Genomic DNA, 18,808 nt, shown 5'->3' with positions numbered 1-18,808 from the left:
TACGGCAAGAACATCGCGCCGCGCGTGGCGGCGAAGCTGGACGTGGCGCAGATCAGCGAGATCACCGCGGTGGTGTCGCCCGATACGTTCGAGCGGCCGATCTACGCGGGCAATGCGATTGCGACGGTGCAATCGAGCGATCCGATCAAGGTGCTGACGGTGCGTGCGACGGGCTTCGACGCCGTGGCGGCCGAAGGCGGCAGCGCTGCAATCGAGAAGATCGAGGCGGCGGCGGAGCGCGGCATCTCGCAGTTCGTGAACCGCGAGGTGACCAAGCTGGACCGTCCCGAGCTGACGAGCGCGCAGATCGTGGTGTCGGGTGGCCGGGGTCTGGGCAGTGGGGAGAACTATCAGAGCGTGCTCGTGCCGCTGGCCGACAAGCTCGGCGCGGCGTTGGGCGCGTCGCGCGCCGCGGTGGATGCGGGCTATGTACCCAACGATTATCAGGTGGGCCAAACGGGCAAGATCGTCGCACCGCAACTGTACGTTGCGGTCGGTATCTCGGGTGCGATTCAGCATCTGGCCGGCATGAAGGATTCGAAGGTGATCGTCGCGATCAACAAGGATCCTGAGGCGCCGATCTTCAGCGTGGCCGATTACGGACTCGTCGGCGATCTGTTCACCGCGGTTCCCGAGTTGATCGAAGCGCTCGCTTAGGTGCGGGTGATAGTGAGCGCGAAATCCGCGCGTCTACCGGAGTCACGATATGGATGCGATGCAACGCGCTCGCTTCGATGCGGCCGCAGTAGCCAATGCGGAAGACGCATCGGTCTGGCGATGGTTTTCGGTGCTCCTGGAGGAGCGTCGCATTCGTTGGCGCTATACGTTCGACAACTGGGTAATCAGCGTCGACCGGATGCGAGTGGCCACCGAGCCCACGTTCGACGGTGCGATCCGAGCCGCAAAAGACGAGGCCGAGCTGCGCAGAGTCGGCCAGCCCGGCGAATGGTCGGCGCCGAAACGGCGTCGCGCCGAATCATCCGAATATCTAAGGCAGCAACCATGAACTACGAAACGATAGGCATCGTCGGCGCAGGCCAGATGGGCACGGGGATCGCGCAAGTCTGCGCGGCAGCGGGGCTGACGGTCGTGCTCAGCGACGTCGATGAAAGCGCGCTCGAGCGCGGGCGCGAGCGGCTGTCGGCGGGCTACGACAGCCTGGTCTCGAAGCAGAAGATGACGGCCGGTGACGTTGCCGAAGCAATGGCGCGGGTGAAGACGACGTCTCATTCCGCCGCGCTCGGCACATGCGATGTCGTCATCGAAGCGGCTACGGAAAACGTCGGGATCAAGCACCAGATATTGCGCGAGTTGGACAGAATCGCGAAGCCCGGCGCCATCATCGCAACGAATACGTCGTCCGTGTCGATCACGCGATTGGCGGCTACGCTCGCCGACCCGTCGCGTTTCGTCGGCATGCATTTCTTCAACCCCGTTCCGGCGATGGCGCTCGTGGAAGTCATTCGCGGCATGCAAACGAGCGACGCCACGTTCGAGACGACCGTTGCGCTTGCCGAGCGCCTCGGCAAATCCGCGATACAGGTGAAGAATGCCCCTGGCTTCGTGGTCAACCGCATTCTCGTGCCGATGATCAACGAAGCCGTATTCGCGCTGCAGGAAGGATTGGCGAGCGCGGACGAAATCGACGCGGGCATGAGGCTGGGCGCGCGTCATCCCATGGGGCCGTTGGCGCTCGCGGATCTGATCGGCCTCGACACCGTGCTCGCGATCATGGAGGTGATTCAGCGCGAGATGGGCGACACGAAATACCGGCCCGCGTCGTTGCTCAAAGAGATGGTAGACGCGGGCTATCTCGGTCGTAAGACTAAGCGGGGCTTTTACTCCTACTGACCGTGGCCGTGGCGCGCTCTCGCGCCGCCGCAGCGGGCGCGCGCGTGCTGCCCCGCTGGATCAACGTGGCCGTGGCGATCGAAGCGTAGGGCGCGCGCGCGGCGGCGTTTTGGCGGATCTGGTGCACGAACCAGAGGCCGCACGCCGTGGCCAGATCGTGAACGGGAAGGCCGATGGTCGTGAGACCCGGCCCCCACCAACTGAATCCCATCTCGTCGCCGAAGCCCACCACCGAAAGTTGCTCGGGAACGGCGATACGTTGAGCCATGAGCTCTTCGACGATGCCCTGCGTGATGCGCACCGCACCGGCCACGACGGCCGTCGGCGCTGCGGCCTGCGCCAGCAGGTCTCGCATGGCTTCGCGCCCGAAGTCGATCGAACCCGGCGGGCCGAGCCGGACGAACTCGGCGCTCGGGCGCGCATTGCGCGGCATGGCTTCGATGGCTCTTCGATAACCCAGCAGTCGCGCTTCGCCGGTGGGCAGCTCGTCGGTGCCGCCGATGTAGGCGATGCGTCGGTGGCCGAGCGCAATCAAATGGTTCGTCGCATCGAACAGCGCCTGCGTATCGTCGATGCCGAAGTACTGGTCGCCGATGACGGCTTGCCGGCGAATCAATTGGACGTGCGGCAACAACTTGAGCAGGCGCGTGGCTTCCCGATGCGGCTTCGCCGTGGGAACGATGATGATCCCGGCCACGTTCGCGCTCGTCAGCTCGCGAATGTGATGCAGCTCGACCATCCGGTCGTCTTCGGTTTCCGACAACATCAATTGAAAGCCCGCGCCCTGCACGCACTTCGACAGCGCGTGTGCAATCGTCGAATAGAAGCTGTTGCGAATGTCGGGCAGCACGAGGCCGATGAGATTGCTGGACACGCCGCGCATCATGCGGGCCGCGAGATTGGCCACGTAGCCCATTTCGTTGGCGACTTCCGTGACCTTCTTTTTCGTGGCGGCGCTGATTCTCGGATCGTCGGCGAGCGCGCGGCCAACCGTCGAGGGAGAAACCTCGAGGCGGGCGGCGATGTCTTTGATGGTGATCATGGCGTTCCAATGAGGGCGGATTCGGACAAACGATAGCACACTCACTCGCTGCAAGGCAGTTCCCCCGATCGACCGCCTGGTACGACGGCGAACGAGCAATTCCCCCGTCGGATCATGAGTTTGCACGTGCCTAGTGCATACGTAAGCACGAAATAAGTAGATGTACGCATTTGACAGCGAAAGAGCGGGCATCTAATCTACGCTAACGTTAGCATTGATCGTGTGAAGCGGTAATCGAAAGAACGCCGTCATGGCGTATCGCACGAAGACAACTTAATGGAGACAATTGATGACCGCTTCTCACCATGACATCGGGTACGAGCGCAAAACGCTCGTCCTGCTGGGCCTCGGGTTCGGACTGGTCGGTTTCGACCGGTGGCTGATGGCGCCGATGTTTCCGTACATGATGAAAGACCTTGGCCTCGACTATTCGCAACTGGGTAGCTTGATCGGCGCACTCGGCGTGGCGTGGGGCATCTGGTCGATCGTCATGGGGCCGGTTTCGGATCGCATCGGCCGCAAGAAGATTCTCGTCGCGACGATGATCGTCTTCTCCGTGCTGTCGAGTTTGTCGGGGTTCGCCACGGGCTTCGGCAGTCTCTTGTTGTTGCGTGCCGCGATGGGCGTTGCCGAAGGTGCATTCACGCCCGCAAGCCTCGCGGCAAATAGCGAGGCGTCGCGTCCCGCCCGACGCGGCCTGAACCAGGGCTTGCAGCTGAGCATGATCCCGCTCGTCGGGCTCGGTTTCGCCCCCATCGCCGCCACGCAGCTGCTTCGCGTCGTACCGTCATGGCACTGGGTATTCATGATCTCGGCCGTGCCGGGCTTGATCGTCTCCGCGCTGATCTGGCGCCTGCTGCGCGAGCGCACGCGCAGCAGCGATGTCCCGCTCGGCGTCGAGGGCGCCGCCAAGATGGAATGGACGCAGTTGCTGCGCACGCGCAACGTGCTCGTCGCGACTGCTGCCATTCTGTGCGCGATGGGCGGCATTTTCGTGATCGGTGCGATGGTTCCGATCTACCTCGTCGCCGTCCTTCATCTGGACACGCGGAGCATGGGCTTCGTCGCTTCGGCGATCGGATTCGGCGGGTTTGCGGGCTCGTTCGCGCTGCCCGGTATCTCCGATCGCGTCGGCCGACGCCCGACCGCGCTGTTCGGCTTCGTCGCCGCGACGCTTCTGCTCTATTGCTTCGCGCGCACGGGCCCCCATCCTCAAATGCTCTTCGCGTTGCTCTTCGGCGTATCCCTCTTTTCGATCGGCTTGCTGTCGTTGCTCAGTGGGCCGGTTGCCACCGAGGCGGCTCCGCCCGGTCTCGTCGCGTCGGCCATCGGCTTCGTGTCGGGCGTGGGCGAGACGTTCGGGGGCGGCGTTGCTCCTGTGATCGCCGGCTTCATCGCGCAGCATTTCGGCCTGGCCCGGACCCTCGATTTCGCGTTCTACAGTCTCGTCGCCGGAGCGGGCATTGCCGTGCTGCTCGTCGAAACCGCGCCGCGCCGGCGCACCCTTGCACGCCCGGACGGCGATGCGGTCGAAGTTCATTTCGTCAACGATCTTTGAGCCGGACATGTCTCCTGTACTCGTGAACGTGTCGACAGCCGCCTGCACGCCGTTTCCGGCGCTGCTGTTCGAAGGCCGCGTGATGGCTTTGGCGCAGTGGCGCGCCAGCGGGCTGCGCGGCACATCGTCGGTCGCCGAATTCCTGAATGAGTGGGAGTGCAACGCCGATCGATTGAAGCAGGTCGTTCGATCGGAAGGGACGCAGACGCTCATCGCGGAACAAGGCGTCGAGCTCGCTGCCCTCCGAATCCACGAGCCGATCGCCCCGCGGCAGGTCTACTGCACGATCGGCAATTACAGTGAGCAGGTGGTGCAGGCAGCCCTCGATGCACATGGCGCCGCCGATGCGCCTGTCCGCCGGGAAGCGGTGCTCGCATCGATCGAAACTCGGCGGCGCGTGGGCACGCCCTATATATGCGTGAAGGGAACAGCCGCGGTTTCGGCCCCGTTCGACCCATTGCCGGTCGAAGCCGGCATGTCGACGCTCGATTGGGAGGTGGAGATCGGGGTCGTGATCGGACGGCGCGCTTGCAACGTCGACGTCGCACGCGCGCTCGACTATGTCGCGGGCTATTGCGTCGTCAACGACATCACGTTGCGCGATCGCGTAGTGAGGACCGACGTGCCGGTGCTCGGCACGGATTGGCTTCAGTCGAAATCGAGAGCCGGATGGCTGCCGGCCGGTCCCTGGCTGGTTCCGGCATGGGACATCGAGGCGCCGTCGGCGCTGCGGCCGTGGTTGCGGCTGAACGGCACATTGATGCAGGACGGGCAGGCCGGCGACATGATTTTCAGCATTGCCGAGCAGATCGCCTACCTGTCGGCGCATACGTCGTTGCAGCCGGGCGACTTGATCTGCACGGGTACGCCTGCAGGCATCGGCAGTCACCACGGGCGATATCTGCGTGCCGGCGATGTGCTCGAGGCCGGTGTATCGGCGCTCGGCACGCAACGGATCGTTTGCGTGGATGCGGTCGGAGGCCGTTCGGATGTGGGAGCGGGACGAGGAGAGGAACGATGAGTCAGACGAACAGCGCGGGCAGCCCCACCGAAGAGCGCTTCGAAAGAAGCGCGGGCGAGCACGTGCCTCCGACCGTTCGTGGCCGGGACGCATATACGGCCGCTGCGATCGGGTTGCACTGGATCGTCGCGGCGTTGATCGTCGGCGGGTTTGCGTTGGGCTGGACGATGACGCGCATGCCGGGCATCACGCCCGATAAGCTGCGCTTCTATTCCTGGCACAAGTGGATCGGCGTGACGGTGCTCGCGTTGGCCGTGTTGCGCATCGTCTGGCGGTTGACGCATCGGGCACCGCCGCTGCCCGATTGCATGAGCGCCTGGCAACGCTGCGCGGCGCATGCCGTTCACGTGGCGCTGTACGCGCTCATGATCGCGATTCCCGTTTCGGGCTACCTCTATACCGCGGCGGCGAATGTGCCCGTCGTCTATTTGGGCCTCATACCGATGCCGCAGCTCATCGCACCGGACCCAGTACTCAAGGTGTGGTTCAAGTCCATTCACATTGCGCTCGATTACGGACTGCTCGCGCTCGTTGCAGGGCACGTCGCCGCGGCCGTCAAGCATCAGTGGATCGATCGGGACGGACTGCTCGGGCGGATGCTGCCTTTCCTCAAATGACGAAGGATCTTCGATGAAGTCATCGTTTTACCACTGCATGGCGCCGGTGCTCGTGGCAGCCGTCTTGACTGCGCCCGGCGCGGCGCGCGCCGAAGTCGACCTCGCGAAAAGCTCGATCACCGCGGTATCGAAACAGATGAATGTGCCCATCGAGGGCGTCTTCAAGAAGTTCAATGCGCGCGTGAGCTTCGATCCGGCCAAACCGTCGGCAGGCAGCGCGCTGATCACGGTCGATGTCGGCAGCTATGACCTGGGCGATTCCAGTTACAACAGCCAGGTGGCCGGAAAGGAATGGTTCGACGCGAGGACTTATCCGACGGCAACGTTTGCTTCGAGCGAGATTGCTGCGGCCGGTGGCAATCGGTACCGCGTGACGGGACAGCTGACGATCAAGGGCAAATCCGCGATCGTCACTGTACCCGTCACGCTAACGGAGCGTGACCACGCTCAGACGCTGGACGGCAGCATGTCGATCAAGCGCTCGCAGTTCGATATCGGGACCGGCGAGTGGAAGGATACGTCGATCGTCGCGGACGACGTCACCATCAAATTCCATCTCGTTGCAGCGAAGTTTTAAAGAGAACCCAATTCAACGCATTTGGAGGAGACAATGAACAAAGCAAACCAGCTCGTCACGGCGGGCCTCATCGCCATCGCGGGAGCATCGTGTTCGGCCGCCGCTTCTGCGGCCAGCTATCAACTCGATCCGACGCATACCTATCCCAGCTTTGCCGTCGACCATTTCGGCGGTGTGTCGATCTGGCGAGGCAAGTTTACGAAGTCGAGCGGCACCGTGACGCTCGATCTCGCGAAGAAGACCGGGACCATCGATGTGTCGATCGATCCGTCGTCGATCGATACGGGCAACGCGCAACTCGATCAAAACCTGCGCGGGACGCAAGGGTTCGATACGAAGCAATTCCCGAGCGCGATTTATAAGGGTACCCAAATCCGATTCGATGGCGATCGGCCCAAAGAGGTCATCGGCGCGCTGACGCTGCATGGCGTCACGCGGCCGGTCAATCTGCGGATCGAATCGTTCAAATGCTTCATGAATCCCTACTTCAAGCGCGAGGTGTGCGGTGTGGAGGCAAGCGCACAGTTCAATCGCGCCGACTTCGGCATCGATATCGGGCAGCGGCTTGGGTTCAACATGCTGACGAAGCTTCAGATTCAGGCGGAAGGCATCAAGCAGGAATAGGGCCGCGCCGCAACCGCTAGCCGGCGATCTTCTAAAAGTCCTGTTCTATTGCACAAATGTGCCTTCTCTATTCACGATGAACGTCGAAAAATACAAGCAAACGACGAGACATCTTGAAAGGGGGCACCGTCATGAAAACCCGAGTCGCGATCATCGGCGCCGGACCGTCGGGCCTGCTGCTAGGCCAATTGCTGCAACGAGCAGGCATCGACAACGTGGTGCTCGAGCGGCAGACGGGCGGCTACGTGCTCGGGCGAATCCGGGCGGGCGTGCTCGAGCACGGCACGGCGGATCTCATGCGCGAGGCTGGGGTCGGCGCGCGTATGGATGCGGAAGGACTCGTGCATGAAGGCATCGAACTCGCCTTCGGCGGCCGGCGCGACCGCATCGATCTGAAGGCATTGACGGGCGGCGCCACGGTGCTCGTCTACGGCCAGACCGAGCTCACGCGCGATTTGATGGCGGCGCGCGAGGCCAGTGGCGGTACGACCGTCTATGAAGCCCGCAACGTTCAATTGCACGGGATCGAGGGCAACACGCCCCGTGTCACGTTCGAGAAGGACGGCGAGACGATGACGCTCGAATGCGAATTCATCGCTGGCTGCGACGGCTTTCACGGTGTATCGCGCAAGGCGATACCCGCGGATCGCCTCACCCAGTACGAGCGCATTTTTCCGTTCGGATGGCTTGGACTGCTATCGGATACGCCGCCCGTCAGCCATGAACTGATCTATGCCCACCATGCGCGCGGCTTTGCACTGTGCAGCCAGCGCTCGATGACGCGCAGCCGCTATTACCTGCAAGTGTCGCTGACCGAGAAAGCCGAGGATTGGACGGACGAGCGCTTCTGGGCCGAGCTCCGCGCGCGCTTGCCGCGGGATCTGGCCGAGACGCTCGTGACAGGCGATTCGCTCGAAAAGAGCGTGGCGCCGCTACGCAGTTATGTGGTCGAGCCGATGCAATATGGCCGGCTCTTTCTCGTCGGGGATGCCGCGCACATCGTCCCACCGACGGGTGCGAAGGGGCTCAATCTTGCCGCGAGCGATGTCGGCACGCTGTACCGGATTCTTCGTGGCGTCTATGAGGGCGGGCGCACTGACTGGCTCGAGAAATACTCGTCGATCGCACTACGCCGTGTTTGGAAAGCCGTGCGCTTTTCCTGGTTCATGACGAACCTGCTCCACGAGTTTCCGGACCGCGATGGTTTCGACAAGCAGATGCAGCGCATCGACTACGAGTACTACACCCGTTCCGATGCGGGATTGAGGACGATCGCCGAGAACTACGTAGGGCTGCCTCATGAAGCGATCGAATAGGGTGACCGAACGTTGGAAGCGGCAGGAACTTGGCCGGCAGGGATGACCGTTCAGTGGTGGCCTTTCGGCGCCCCCTGCCTCGCCGTACCGGTCAGCTGTCGGGCGGTGCACCGGTGTACTCGTACGCCACCGTTCCCGGGGGATGCGTGTACCAGCCCGGATCGCGGTAGTCGTTGGGCCCGAGCCCCTGCCTGACCTTGACGACCGTGAACATGCCGCCCATTTCGAGCGCGCCGAAAGGCCCGGTGCCCGTCATCATCGGCAGCGTGTTTTCGGGCAAGGGCATCTCCATTCCGCCCATTGCGCCACCGGTGCTGCCCATCGCCATATAGTCCGGCACCACGTTGCCGATGCGTTCGGCCAGGTCGTCCTGCCGTACCCCGATCATGGTCGGCACGCGGTGCCCCATCGCGTTCATCGTATGGTGCGACTTGTGGCAATGAAACGCCCAGTCGCCCGGCCGGTCCGCGGTGAACTCGATCGCGCGCATCTGGCCGACTGCAACATCGGCGGTCACCTCGGGCCAACGGGCCGCCGGTGGGATCCATCCGCCGTCCGTGCCGGTGACCTCGAAGCGATAGCCGTGCAGATGGATCGGGTGATTCGTCATCGTCAGATTGCCGAACCGGATGCGTACGCGATCCCCGGCGCGCACCGGCAACGGATCGATGCCGGGGAACACGCGCGAGTTGAAGGTCCACATGTTGAAGTCCGTCATTTCGTTGACGCGCGGCGTAAAGCTGCCCGGATCGATGTCGTAGGCGGCCAGCAAAAATACGAAATCGCGGTCGACCGGCATGACGCTACGGTCCTTCGGGTGGACGATGAACATGCCCATCATCCCCATCGCCATTTGCACCATCTCGTCGGAGTGAGGGTGATACATGAACGTGCCGTGCGTCTCGAGCTGGAACTCGTAGACGAATGTCTTGCCGGGCGGAATGTGGGGTTGCGTCAACCCACCGACACCGTCCATGCCGTTCGGCAGCCGCATTCCGTGCCAGTGGATCGTGGTGTGCTCGGGCAGTCTGTTGGTGACGAAGATACGGACCTTGTCGCCTTCGACAGCCTCGATCGTCGGGCCCGGCGACTGACCGTTGTAGCCCCACAGGTTGGCCTTCATACCGGGCGCCATTTCGCGCACCACGGGTTCGGCCGTCAGGTGAAACTCCTTCCAGCCGTTTTTCATCCGCCAGGGCAACGTCCATCCGTTCAGCGTCGCGACCGGTGTATAGGGGCGGCCGTTGGGCGGCATGAGAGGCGGCTGCGTCGCCGCGGCCGCCATGGTCGGCGCTTCCGGCAATGAAGCCGGGCCGGCCTTGCTGACCATTGCGGCACCGAGCAGGGCGGCTCCCGAGCCGCTCAGGAATTGTCGACGGGACACCATGTCACTGCCCTCCCGAATGGCTGGCGGATGCCGGCGGCGGCAAACGTCCGCCCAACGCTTGCCGGATGTCCGTTTCCGCGAGCCAGTAGTCCTCGAGCGAATCGACGTAGCCGCTCATCGCGGCGGCCTGCTCGCGCGCGTCGGCCAACAGCTCGAAAACGCCGGCGAGCATGCCGTTGTAGCGGAGCAGCAGTTCGTCCGAGATCGTTTTGCGAAGCGGCACGATTTCGTCGCGATAGCGCTTTGCTACGTCGTAGCTCGTCATGTACGCCGAGTAGGATTCGCGAACCTCCGATCGAATCTCGAGATGGTTGCGCGAGGCGAATGCGTCGAGGTCGTTCAGTGCGGGACGCGTTTTCGGCAGATCCGGCAACTGATCCGGAAGGGTGTACTGCGTGTGCCCGCCCCGCAGCCCCAGCGTTCGCGTCAATTTCTCCCGCGCCGACAGCGCTTGCTGGCGAGCCTTCGCTGCCTGTACTTGCGCGCTGGCACGGAAGGCTTGCTCGCGCGCCTCATCGAGCTTGCTCAGGTTCCCGGCCTGGCGCATGCGCGAGGCCAATTGTGCGCCGGCGTCCGCGGAGTCCTCGACGTGCCCGGCGTATCGGGCGGCCTGCTCGGCCGCCACCGCTCGGATATAGGCACGGCGCGCATCGGCGGCCACCTTCGACATCGCGTCGGCGGTGCCGGGGTTGTCGTTCTGCAAGGCGAGCCGTGCCGCGTCGTCCATCGAAAGCGGCTTGGAAGCGTATTCCCGGGTGCGCGTGGCCATTGCATCGCGTGCGGTGTTGGTTCTTGCAACGAGCGCTTCATCGTCGAGGGCAGACGATGAAGCGCTCGCGGGAGCCGGGGCGGCCGCGTCCGCGGGGGCGGGAAAGGTGGGGGTGGCGTGCGCGAGCATCGGCAATGAAGCCGCCGCGCCAAGCAGCGCCGCAGAAATTAGTCGCATGGATTTTCTCGTCTTCAATCATCCGGCGAGTCCAAGAGACCGCCGGCACGAATGGAACATCGCGGGCTTTAACCGCGGTGGAAAATTAGACGAGCGTGGAGCGAGGAGGGCGCTCGATGCCGCCGGTCAAAAAAGACGCGGCACCGGCCGAAGGCGGAATAGATGCGACGACGCGCGTAGCGTCCGCGATGACGGCAACGATGGGAACGGCCGGCAAGGCGGTCCCCAGGCAGCACGATGCGCACATCGAACACGAATGCACGTGAAGACTGCCGCGCAGGTCATGATGGTCGCCATCGCCGGCGAGAACCATCCCGTGCATTTCTCGATGGTGCGCGGACATCTCGTGCCCGGCGTGCCGGACGGACGCATCGCCGGCGCGAGCATGGGTGGGCACGCATTTCATCGAGACGGCCGCAAACGACTGAACCGGCAGGCTCAGTGCCAAGAGCACGACGATGAACAATTTGCGCCAATAGGACATGGGTGGGGAGTCTAGCACGCGTGTACTTCGCGGGGTAAGCCACGCGCGCCATGGCGGGCGTGCACCGCCGCTAGAAGTTCCGCGCGAGGCCGACCATGAACATGTCCTGGTCCTTGTCATTGCCAGTCGCGACGCGGTTAAAGCGCAGGCTCGCGGCCCAATTGTTCGTGACCTGGTAGCTCACTTGCGCGCTGAGCAAGGCGTTGATCCGCATGCGATTCGAAGGCTCGTCGCGGTCGCGCGCGAGGTACGGCCCTACACCGGCCGATAAGGCCCATTTGCTCAGGATCGGCGCGACGTACCAGAGTTGTGCCGCCACGCCACGCCGGCCGGCCGTGCCGTTATTGCCTTCGTAGACGAAGCTCGCGGAATACGCCCAAGCATTGCCGAGCGGGCGCTTGAGCTCGACCATGTAACCTTTTTCCATCGGCACTTGAGGATGGTTTGTCTGCGACGTGCCGGCCCAGATGCTCACCTGTGTCTTGCCGTCGGAAAGCGCCGGTGCGGGGTTGCCGCGAAGATCGGAGCCGATGCCGAAGAGCACCGCGTCGGAGTTGAATCCGTTGACCATCTGGATATGGTTGTATTGCAGCTTCAGAAAAAAGCGGTTGGGCACGACATAGAACCGCACTGCGGCCGAGGCGCGCAGGCCCAGTCGCTTTTCGTTACGCGGTTCATTCTCGACATGCGTGGTATCCATGCTGAAATAAGGCCCCGCGGACAACTCGAACGCCACGCGATCGCTGACGGGCCAGCGAAACGAACCCAGCGCCGCAAAGCCATCGCGATGATGATTCGTCGGATGCCCCTCGTTCAGATAGGCGACGTAGACGGAGAGGTAATCGTTGAGGATGTCGCCGAAGCCGATTTCATAGGCGCGCCAATGCATGTTGCCGCCTTCGGTCGCGCGGCCGTTGCCGAACACGGCGTAGCCGTCGATCGTGCGCTGCGGCAATTGCTGCGCGGCCGGCGCGTTCGGTGTGCCGTCTTCGGCATGCGCCAGGCTTGTGCACTGCAGAGCGGCCAAAGCCGCGAGCGTGCCTGCGCACACAATGCGCCAATCGATGCGGTGCGACTTCAAAGGCGTCAAGGCAGGTGACCGGTTAGGTAGAAAAGGCGAACGCACTTCGCCGCTTCGCAACAGCCTACTTATCGTTGACCGATCCCTATGTAGGGCACCGAACGCACAAACGCGGAAAATTGCCTGCGCTCATCCGGTCGGTCCTTCGCGCGCCCGCGCTTGTAACGGACCGAGCGATGGGAAGATGACGGCATTTGCCACTTCTCGCCACTCACCTCATGACAGTGCCGCCGCTTGGGAGATCCGGCTCGATGGGTCCCGAACCCGATCCGTCGACCGAACAGCCGAAGCCCACCGTCGGCTCGGGCCGGGGCCGGCATCGGGCTCACTCGGTGCTCGATGGCCTGCGCGGTCTCGTCTCCGCTGCGCGGGGTAAGGAGACATCGCCCACACCTGCTTCACCGGAGACCGGACAGACACGGCACGACGCGGCAGCCGCGCTAGAGCCTCGCACAGCCCGATATCTATCGGGTCTACTCGACGAGATCGATCGGATCAGCTCGCGCCAGTATGGTGGCGGCATCGAGATGCTGATCGACGAGCACCCGTCACCGGAGCGCGAGCAATTCCTTGCTGCCTTGGCGCGAGGCTGCGAGGTCACGATTGGTCTCGGCGGCGATGACACCGGTGCCCCGGATGCGCTGCTTCAGAAGATCATCGATCTCGTTCGCGTGATGGAGCGCGAGACCAAGGCCAAATCGGTGCTCGACGTCGCGGGGCGGCGCGACCGCGCGCGCCTTGAGGAGCTATGGGCGCAAGCGGGAGGTCTTCGTTATCCCACGCCGCCGTTCCGCGATGAAACGACGAGAGAGGCCGACCGCCCGCCCGGTGACGCTTCGGGGCATTAGCCCCTTGAATGCTACGCGGTGCGCCAGCGAGCGAGCACGGCCGGCAGTTCGGCCATATCGTGAAAGATCGCCGCGACGCCCGTGGATCGCATCGCCTCGGCATGGCTGTGCCCCGCAGCGTCGGGGCAGTAGCCGAACACGGTTGCCCCGGCGGCCAGTCCCGCGGTCGCACCCGTGACCGTATCTTCGACGATCGCGCAGCGCGCGGGATTGACCTCGAGGCCGCCTGCCGCGGCGAGGTAGACATCGGGATGTGGCTTGTTCCGGGGCATTTCATGACCGCTGAAGATGCGTCCTTCGAAATACTCGAAGATACCGACCTTCGCGAGCTGCATTTCGACCTTGTGCCGATCGGCACCGGATGCGACGGCGATGACGCCGCCAAGCGCTTCGTGCAGCGTTTTGACTGCCAGTGGTGCGCCTGTCACGCCGAGGAGCTCGGCTTCGAGCGCCGCATTGCGCCGGGCGCGGAACTGCTCGAGCCACTGCGCCGTGAGGCGAAAGCCGGTGTGCGATTCGATGAGGGCGGCTTCGTCCCTCACCGTTTTGCCGACGAAGTGCCGCATCGTCTCCCGAGTGCTGATGTTCCAGCCGAGCTCGCCGAGCATTTCGGCAAGCACGCGGTTCGTAATGGGCTCGGAATCGACGAGGACGCCGTCGCAATCGAAGATCACGGCGTCGAAGGGGAGGGCGGACATCGTGCGCGAATCATCCAGATAGTGTTCAAACGCGGCCCTTACGTCGATGCGCTTCGGGCCGCAAACCGGATGGCATTGTATCGCGCGCGGGGACGTCCTCGCCGCTCCCTCCCCGGATGCGGCAAAGACCATCCGCCTCAGTCCTCGATGCCGAGTCCCGGCAGTGCGTGCGTCCCTTCTTCCGCTACCGAGTGCAGCCACTCGGGCTTCAGGTCGAGTGCGCGCAGGATCGTCGGCGCCACTTGCGTGGTCAGGACGGGCTTGGCGATCGTGCGGGCGTGACGAATGCCAGGGAACGACACGAGCAGACCGAGGTGGCTGTCGTCAGGCGCATTGCCGCCATGTTCCTCGTCCTTTTTCTTGCTCGACGTATAGATCACGCCTGGATTCGGCTGCACGACGATATCGGGCGTGCGGCCTTGCGCCGGATCGCCAAAGCGCGCGGCGAGTTGCGGGCCGTAGAGGAGATAGGCTCCCGGACCATCGGCGCAGATGCCGGGCGCATTGCAGCCGAGATTGGCCTTGAGCGTCGCGATCACGGCGTCGCGCTGGCTTTGATCGCGCAGCCAAATGAGCCCGACATCGTCCGTTTGCACCATGCCCGTCCCCGCAAGTCCGGTGCCGTCGTTGAGGTTGCCCGATTGCGTCGCGTTCTGGCCGAAGTTGCCGTTCGGATCCAGGTAGTTGTTCGCTTCGAGCAGTTGCGTAAGTGTGTCGCCGTTTTTCACGAGCTTCGTGTGATCGGCCGGCGATTGGCCATGTTTGGCCGTCACGATGATGACGGTCGTGGAGTACAGGTTGCGCTGCTTCAGCTCGGCGACGATGCGGCCGATCGCGTCATCTGCATAGGCGATCGCATTGCCCACGTTCGGGCCCGGGGTGAAGCTCGCGTCGAGGTAGCCGCCGCCGTTGGCGACCGGCGATTTTTGCGCCACGCTCAAGGTCTGGAAGTTCGTGCCGAACAGCGTCGGTACCGGCGCGTTCTTCGTCCCCGTGGAGTCCTTGCCATCGATCTGATTGAGGATTGCTTGCACGTGGTAGTTGTCGAATTTCTCCGTGTGGGTGTAGACGTCCGTATAGTCGGTCTGCGTCGCCGGATCGATCGAGTTGATTTCGGTGCGGGCGAGATCGTCCACGCCATGGCCCGACGGTCCGTTGAGCCAGTCGTAGCCCCACGCGTGCTTATCGGCCCAGGCCGTACGCGCATCGCGCATGTGCTCCTTGATGACTTCGAATATCGTATTCGTCTTGATGTAGTTGTGCGGATAGACGGGGCTGCACACGCCGTTGACCAGCGCGTGCGGGATCGCTTGCGGATTGAACGCGCCACCGCCGTCGAGATGGATCAGCGCGCCGCCGTTTTGCGCATCGATGCCGGTCGTTTCGTCGAACACGACATTCCAGCCGCGCTTGCCTGAGCATGTGTCGTCGGTGGGTGCGAACAGCGTGCGGTCATAGGAGACGTCGTAAAAGAGGCCGGCGGATTTCGGCGAGCCGCCCGTGACGAGCGCGGCGAGACCGGGGAATGAATCGGACAGGCCAGGCGTGCGCGCCTCGGTATAGGTGACGCCGGAGTGCGCCAGCACGGCGAGGTTCGGGCAGGTGTTGGCGCCAGTGCAGCGAGCGAGGTCTTGTTCGTGCAGCCCGTCGATGCTGATGAGTAGCACGCGCTTTGCATCGTGGATTTCATGGGCGGCAGCGTCCGTTGCCGTGCCTGCGAGTGCCATCAGCCCGATGGCGAGCGCCGTGCCCGCGTGGCGCATTGCCTTGCGTCGATTCATGTCTACCTCGGTGTAAGGCGCGGAGAGTTTCCACGCTAAAGGAGCTAATCTGAGGGTCGAATGCGACTGGGCGATGAAGCGGACCTTTCAGTCTGCTATCGATCGGCGCTTGGCGTGCAGGTCACGGTCGATGGCGCCTGAACCGGGTGCGGGGTCGGCGCCGCGCCCGCTTGGCAGCCGATGTGCCAAGAGGCTGTTAATATTGCCGTCTGATTTTCGGGTAGGCGGTTACAGGACGAATATGGGTTTCGAGCAGCTGGCAGAACTGAGAAAGCAACTGGCGAAAGAAGCGCGCGCCGCAAAGGAGCAGGCCCAGGCCGCCGATGCGGGCAAATCGCCTCGACAGGCTCGGCCTGGTCAGCGCGACGCAAAGGGCGAGGCAAAGGGCGACGCCAACGGTCATCGCGATGCGAAGGGGCCGCGCGACGCGAAGGCCCACCACGAGACAAAGGGTCAGCGCGACGCGAAGGGACAGCGCGACGCGAAGGGACAGCGCGGCGATGCCCGAGCCCAGCGCGGGGAGGCGAGAAGCCATCACGCGCCGAAGGCTGAGCCGGTCGATCCCGTGGTACGGGTCATCGGCAAACTGCAAAAGCGCTTTCCGGCCGCATTCCCGAAGAACCCCGCGCCGAAGGTGCCGCTGAAGATCGGCATTCTGGCCGATCTCGTCTCGCACGCCGAGGAGCTCGCGCTGAACGAGGCGCAGATCCGCGATGCGGTCAGCACATGGTGCCGCGGCAGCCGTTACTGGGCCTGTCTCGTCGACGGTGCGCCGCGAGTCGATCTCGACGGCGCGCCGGCCGGCAGCGTCACCGCGCGCGACGCGGCCTTCGCGCGCAGGCAGGCCAAGGGCGGCGGCGCAGCGCGCCGCAAGGGCGATGGCGCACAGCCGGCTGCGAAGGCTGCCGCCGAACGGCCGGCCCAGCCGGGCGCGTCGGAAGGTTCGCCGGCCGCCGAGGCGGCGCAGCCAGCTGGGACTGTTCAGTCGGCTGACGCGGCTCAGGCGCCCGAGCCAAGCTCGACGTCCGATGCGGGGCATGCGTCCGACACCGCGTCTACGCCCGCCGTCGAGCATTCGCCGGATACGGCTCAGTCGCCTGACTGAGCCAAGGCTCGGGCGCGTCCCTGCGCGCCCGAGGGTTAGACTAACGTTCGCTGCGTTGCGCCGCGAGCTGCCTTCCTCCTATCGCGCTTTTTTTCGACGCATGTCGAAATCATGGCAAGCCGTTCGACATTGTCGAGGTAACACGCTGCGTGTTGCCGCAACTCTTCAGGAGCGACAAATGGAATATCTGCTGATGATTTATGGCAATGAAGCCCGGGCTGCGGAAATGACGCCGAGCCAGGCCGCGGAGATGACGGCTGCGTTCGGCGCCTATACGGAGGCGCTCAAGGAAGCCGGCGTCTGGCGTGCCGGTGCCCGACTGCGGCCGGTCGACACGGCCACCACGGTTCGAGCGAAGAACGGCAAAACGGAGGTGCTCAACGGACCGTATGCGGAAACGCGCGAGCAACTGGGCGGCTATTACCTGATCGACGTACCCGATCTGGATCAGGCGCTCGCATGGGCTGCGCGTTGTCCCGCTGCGGACTACGCCGGGCTCGAAGTGCGCCCTATCTGGCCGATGCACGAGTACGCCCCGAATGCCCGATAGCGGGGACACGGCCGCCGCGCGTGCCGCGGAGGCGGCGGCGCGGCTCAGTTACGGCAAGCTCATCGCCTTTCTCGCCGCGCGCAGCCGCGACGTGGCGGGTGCCGAAGACGCGCTCGCGGATGCATTCGCGGCGGCGCTCGCGGATTGGCCGCGCAACGGCGTCCCGCGCACGCCGGATGCGTGGCTGCTCGCGGTGGCCAAGCGCCGTATCGTCGATGCGCTCAGACGTCGTTATCGTGATGCCGATGCAGCCCAGTATCTGGAATGGCTGAGCCAGCTGGCGCCCGAGACGGATGATGCCGCCGCGTCGATTCCCGACGAGCGCCTGCAATTGATGTTCGCCTGCGCGCATCCCGCGCTCGAGCGCAGCGCGCGTGCGCCGCTCGTGTTGCAAGCGGTGCTCGGTTTCGATGCGGCGACGATCGCCTCCGCGTTCCTCGTCGCGCCATCGGCGATGAGCCAGCGGCTCGTGCGGGCCAAGAACAAGATTCGCGAAGCCGGCATTGCACTCGAGATGCCCGAGCCCGGCGAGCTGCCCGCGCGGCTCGAATGTGTGCTCGATTCGATCTACGCGGTCTATGCCGAAGGATGGTCGGATCCCGAGGGAGGGGATCCCCACCGCCGCAATCTCGCCGATGAGGGCATCTGGCTGGGCCGCCTCGTCGTCTCGCTCATGCCGGACGAGCCGGAGGCGCTCGGATTGCTGGCCATGATGCTGCACACGCACGCCCGCCGCGACGCTCGCCGCGCGGCCGACGGGGCCTACATCGCGCTGAGCGAGCAGGATGTGAGGCGATGGGACGGCGGCATGATCGAAGAAGCGGAAGCGTTGCTGGCCCGCGCGAGCCGGGCCGGCCGGATCGGCCGCTATCAGTTGGAAGCCGCGGTGCAATCGGCACACGCGATGCGCAGGTTCGGTCATCGTCCCGACTGGCAGGCGATCGTGCAGCTCTATGACGCGCTGTGCGCGTTGAGCGGCTCGCCGGTTGCCGCGCTCAACCGGGCGGTCGCATTGGCCGAGCGCGATGGCGCAGCGGCCGGCCTCGCCGCGCTCGACGAGGTGGCGGGCGATGCACGGCTTTTGGCTTATCAGCCATTCTGGGCGGCGCGGGCCGAACTGTCGGCGCGCGTCGGCGCGTGGCAAACCTGCCTCGACGCATATCAACGTGCCATCGGCCTTGAATCGGACCCGGCGGTGCGGCGGTTTTTGCTCCAGCGCGCGCAAGCCGCGCGCGCCCGAAGCGGGCAGAGCGCGTCGCCGGCCGAATGATCGCGCTGCCGCTCGTTCCGTCATCCAATACCGCATTCCTTTATTCGAATTC

Annotated in this window: 22 protein-coding genes; 15 read left to right on the top strand and 7 right to left on the bottom strand. The window is 64.3% G+C overall.

Going from position 1 to position 18,808, the window contains the following annotated elements; genetic code table 11:
- The 3 genes from ACO1XS_RS12240 to ACO1XS_RS12230 all read left to right on the top strand — a co-directional run.
- Positions 1-657, top strand: a 657-nt coding sequence (locus ACO1XS_RS12240; RefSeq protein ID WP_486390792.1) for an electron transfer flavoprotein subunit alpha/FixB family protein, incomplete at its 5' end; no start/stop codon positions are given.
- 49 nt (positions 658-706) lie between these two features.
- A complete protein-coding gene (locus tag ACO1XS_RS12235) occupies positions 707-1,006 on the top strand; it encodes a hypothetical protein (protein WP_331573738.1) in 300 nt (99 codons plus the stop codon).
- Complete coding sequence (locus tag ACO1XS_RS12230) at positions 1,003-1,851, top strand: 3-hydroxybutyryl-CoA dehydrogenase (protein ID WP_486390791.1); 849 nt, start codon at positions 1,003-1,005, stop codon at positions 1,849-1,851. The genes ACO1XS_RS12235 and ACO1XS_RS12230 overlap by 4 nt, the downstream gene beginning before the upstream one ends.
- Here the strand turns inward: ACO1XS_RS12230 and ACO1XS_RS12225 are convergent.
- Positions 1,826-2,893 carry a LacI family DNA-binding transcriptional regulator gene (locus ACO1XS_RS12225; RefSeq protein WP_331573742.1) on the bottom strand — a complete coding sequence of 356 codons (1,068 nt, stop codon included), beginning with the start codon at positions 2,891-2,893 and terminating at the stop codon, positions 1,826-1,828. The genes ACO1XS_RS12230 and ACO1XS_RS12225 overlap by 26 nt on opposite strands.
- A 289-nt stretch (positions 2,894-3,182) precedes the next feature.
- Between ACO1XS_RS12225 and ACO1XS_RS12220 the strand changes: the two genes are divergently transcribed.
- From ACO1XS_RS12220 to pobA, 6 genes are all read left to right on the top strand, one after another.
- Positions 3,183-4,451 (top strand): MFS transporter, encoded by a 1,269-nt coding sequence (locus ACO1XS_RS12220; protein ID WP_486390790.1) that lies wholly within the window; start codon positions 3,183-3,185, stop codon positions 4,449-4,451.
- 7 nt (positions 4,452-4,458) lie between these two features.
- Positions 4,459-5,472 (top strand): fumarylacetoacetate hydrolase family protein, encoded by a 1,014-nt coding sequence (locus ACO1XS_RS12215; RefSeq protein ID WP_331573746.1) that lies wholly within the window; start codon positions 4,459-4,461, stop codon positions 5,470-5,472.
- Positions 5,469-6,089: a cytochrome b gene (locus ACO1XS_RS12210; RefSeq protein ID WP_331573747.1), complete on the top strand. Its 621-nt coding sequence runs from the start codon at positions 5,469-5,471 to the stop codon at positions 6,087-6,089. The genes ACO1XS_RS12215 and ACO1XS_RS12210 overlap by 4 nt, the downstream gene beginning before the upstream one ends.
- Positions 6,090-6,102: 13 nt before the next feature.
- A complete protein-coding gene (locus tag ACO1XS_RS12205; protein WP_331573749.1) occupies positions 6,103-6,666 on the top strand; it encodes a YceI family protein in 564 nt (187 codons plus the stop codon).
- A gap of 33 nt (positions 6,667-6,699) precedes the next feature.
- Positions 6,700-7,290, top strand: coding sequence for a YceI family protein (locus ACO1XS_RS12200; RefSeq protein WP_331573751.1), 591 nt, complete (start codon positions 6,700-6,702; stop codon positions 7,288-7,290).
- 131 nt (positions 7,291-7,421) lie between these two features.
- On the top strand, positions 7,422-8,606 hold the full coding sequence (gene pobA, locus ACO1XS_RS12195; RefSeq protein WP_331573753.1) for a 4-hydroxybenzoate 3-monooxygenase: 1,185 nt from the start codon (positions 7,422-7,424) through the stop codon (positions 8,604-8,606).
- A 91-nt stretch (positions 8,607-8,697) separates the two neighbouring features.
- Here pobA and ACO1XS_RS12190 read toward each other — a convergent pair whose 3' ends face one another.
- The gene (locus ACO1XS_RS12190) at positions 8,698-9,993 is read right to left on the bottom strand and encodes a multicopper oxidase family protein (RefSeq protein WP_331573755.1); all 1,296 of its coding nucleotides are present in this window, start codon (positions 9,991-9,993) and stop codon (positions 8,698-8,700) included.
- A 1-nt stretch (position 9,994) separates the two neighbouring features.
- Complete coding sequence (locus tag ACO1XS_RS12185) at positions 9,995-10,939, bottom strand: TolC family protein (protein ID WP_331573757.1); 945 nt, start codon at positions 10,937-10,939, stop codon at positions 9,995-9,997.
- Between the two features lie 116 nt (positions 10,940-11,055).
- On the opposite strand from ACO1XS_RS12185, the gene ACO1XS_RS12180 reads away from it, so the two are divergent.
- Both ACO1XS_RS12180 and ACO1XS_RS12175 read left to right on the top strand, forming a co-directional pair.
- Positions 11,056-11,205, top strand: a complete 150-nt coding sequence (locus tag ACO1XS_RS12180; protein WP_331573759.1) for a hypothetical protein — start codon at positions 11,056-11,058, stop codon at positions 11,203-11,205.
- Positions 11,196-11,438 (top strand): hypothetical protein, encoded by a 243-nt coding sequence (locus ACO1XS_RS12175; protein WP_331573761.1) that lies wholly within the window; start codon positions 11,196-11,198, stop codon positions 11,436-11,438. The genes ACO1XS_RS12180 and ACO1XS_RS12175 overlap by 10 nt, the downstream gene beginning before the upstream one ends.
- A 55-nt stretch (positions 11,439-11,493) precedes the next feature.
- Here the strand turns inward: ACO1XS_RS12175 and ACO1XS_RS12170 are convergent, their stop codons facing one another.
- Positions 11,494-12,477 (bottom strand): hypothetical protein, encoded by a 984-nt coding sequence (locus ACO1XS_RS12170; RefSeq protein ID WP_331573773.1) that lies wholly within the window; start codon positions 12,475-12,477, stop codon positions 11,494-11,496.
- Positions 12,478-12,755: 278 nt separating this feature from the next.
- Between ACO1XS_RS12170 and ACO1XS_RS12165 the strand changes: the two genes are divergently transcribed.
- Positions 12,756-13,352, top strand: a complete 597-nt coding sequence (locus ACO1XS_RS12165) for a hypothetical protein (protein WP_331573763.1) — start codon at positions 12,756-12,758, stop codon at positions 13,350-13,352.
- A gap of 11 nt (positions 13,353-13,363) precedes the next feature.
- Here the strand turns inward: ACO1XS_RS12165 and ACO1XS_RS12160 are convergent, their stop codons facing one another.
- From ACO1XS_RS12160 to ACO1XS_RS12150, 3 genes are all read right to left on the bottom strand, one after another.
- On the bottom strand, positions 13,364-14,050 hold the full coding sequence (locus ACO1XS_RS12160; protein ID WP_331573765.1) for an HAD family hydrolase: 687 nt from the start codon (positions 14,048-14,050) through the stop codon (positions 13,364-13,366).
- A gap of 137 nt (positions 14,051-14,187) precedes the next feature.
- Complete coding sequence (locus ACO1XS_RS12155) at positions 14,188-15,831, bottom strand: alkaline phosphatase family protein (protein WP_414720331.1); 1,644 nt, start codon at positions 15,829-15,831, stop codon at positions 14,188-14,190.
- A gap of 196 nt (positions 15,832-16,027) precedes the next feature.
- On the bottom strand, positions 16,028-16,423 hold the full coding sequence (locus ACO1XS_RS12150; RefSeq protein WP_331573767.1) for a hypothetical protein: 396 nt from the start codon (positions 16,421-16,423) through the stop codon (positions 16,028-16,030).
- On the opposite strand from ACO1XS_RS12150, the gene ACO1XS_RS12145 reads away from it, so the two are divergent.
- The 3 genes from ACO1XS_RS12145 to ACO1XS_RS12135 all read left to right on the top strand — a co-directional run bounded on the left by ACO1XS_RS12145 (position 16,397) and on the right by ACO1XS_RS12135 (position 18,756).
- Positions 16,397-16,936 carry a ProQ/FinO family protein gene (locus ACO1XS_RS12145; RefSeq protein WP_331573769.1) on the top strand — a complete coding sequence of 180 codons (540 nt, stop codon included), beginning with the start codon at positions 16,397-16,399 and terminating at the stop codon, positions 16,934-16,936. The two genes, ACO1XS_RS12150 and ACO1XS_RS12145, sit on opposite strands and share 27 nt — an antisense overlap.
- Positions 16,937-17,114: 178 nt before the next feature.
- A complete protein-coding gene (locus ACO1XS_RS12140) occupies positions 17,115-17,486 on the top strand; it encodes a YciI family protein (protein WP_331572692.1) in 372 nt (123 codons plus the stop codon).
- Positions 17,476-18,756, top strand: coding sequence for an RNA polymerase sigma factor (locus ACO1XS_RS12135; protein WP_331572690.1), 1,281 nt, complete (start codon positions 17,476-17,478; stop codon positions 18,754-18,756). The genes ACO1XS_RS12140 and ACO1XS_RS12135 overlap by 11 nt, the downstream gene beginning before the upstream one ends.
- Positions 18,757-18,808: the final 52 nt, after the last annotated feature.

The organism is Trinickia sp. (assembly GCF_057351765.1).
This window is presented reverse-complemented; position numbering and strand designations above follow the sequence as displayed.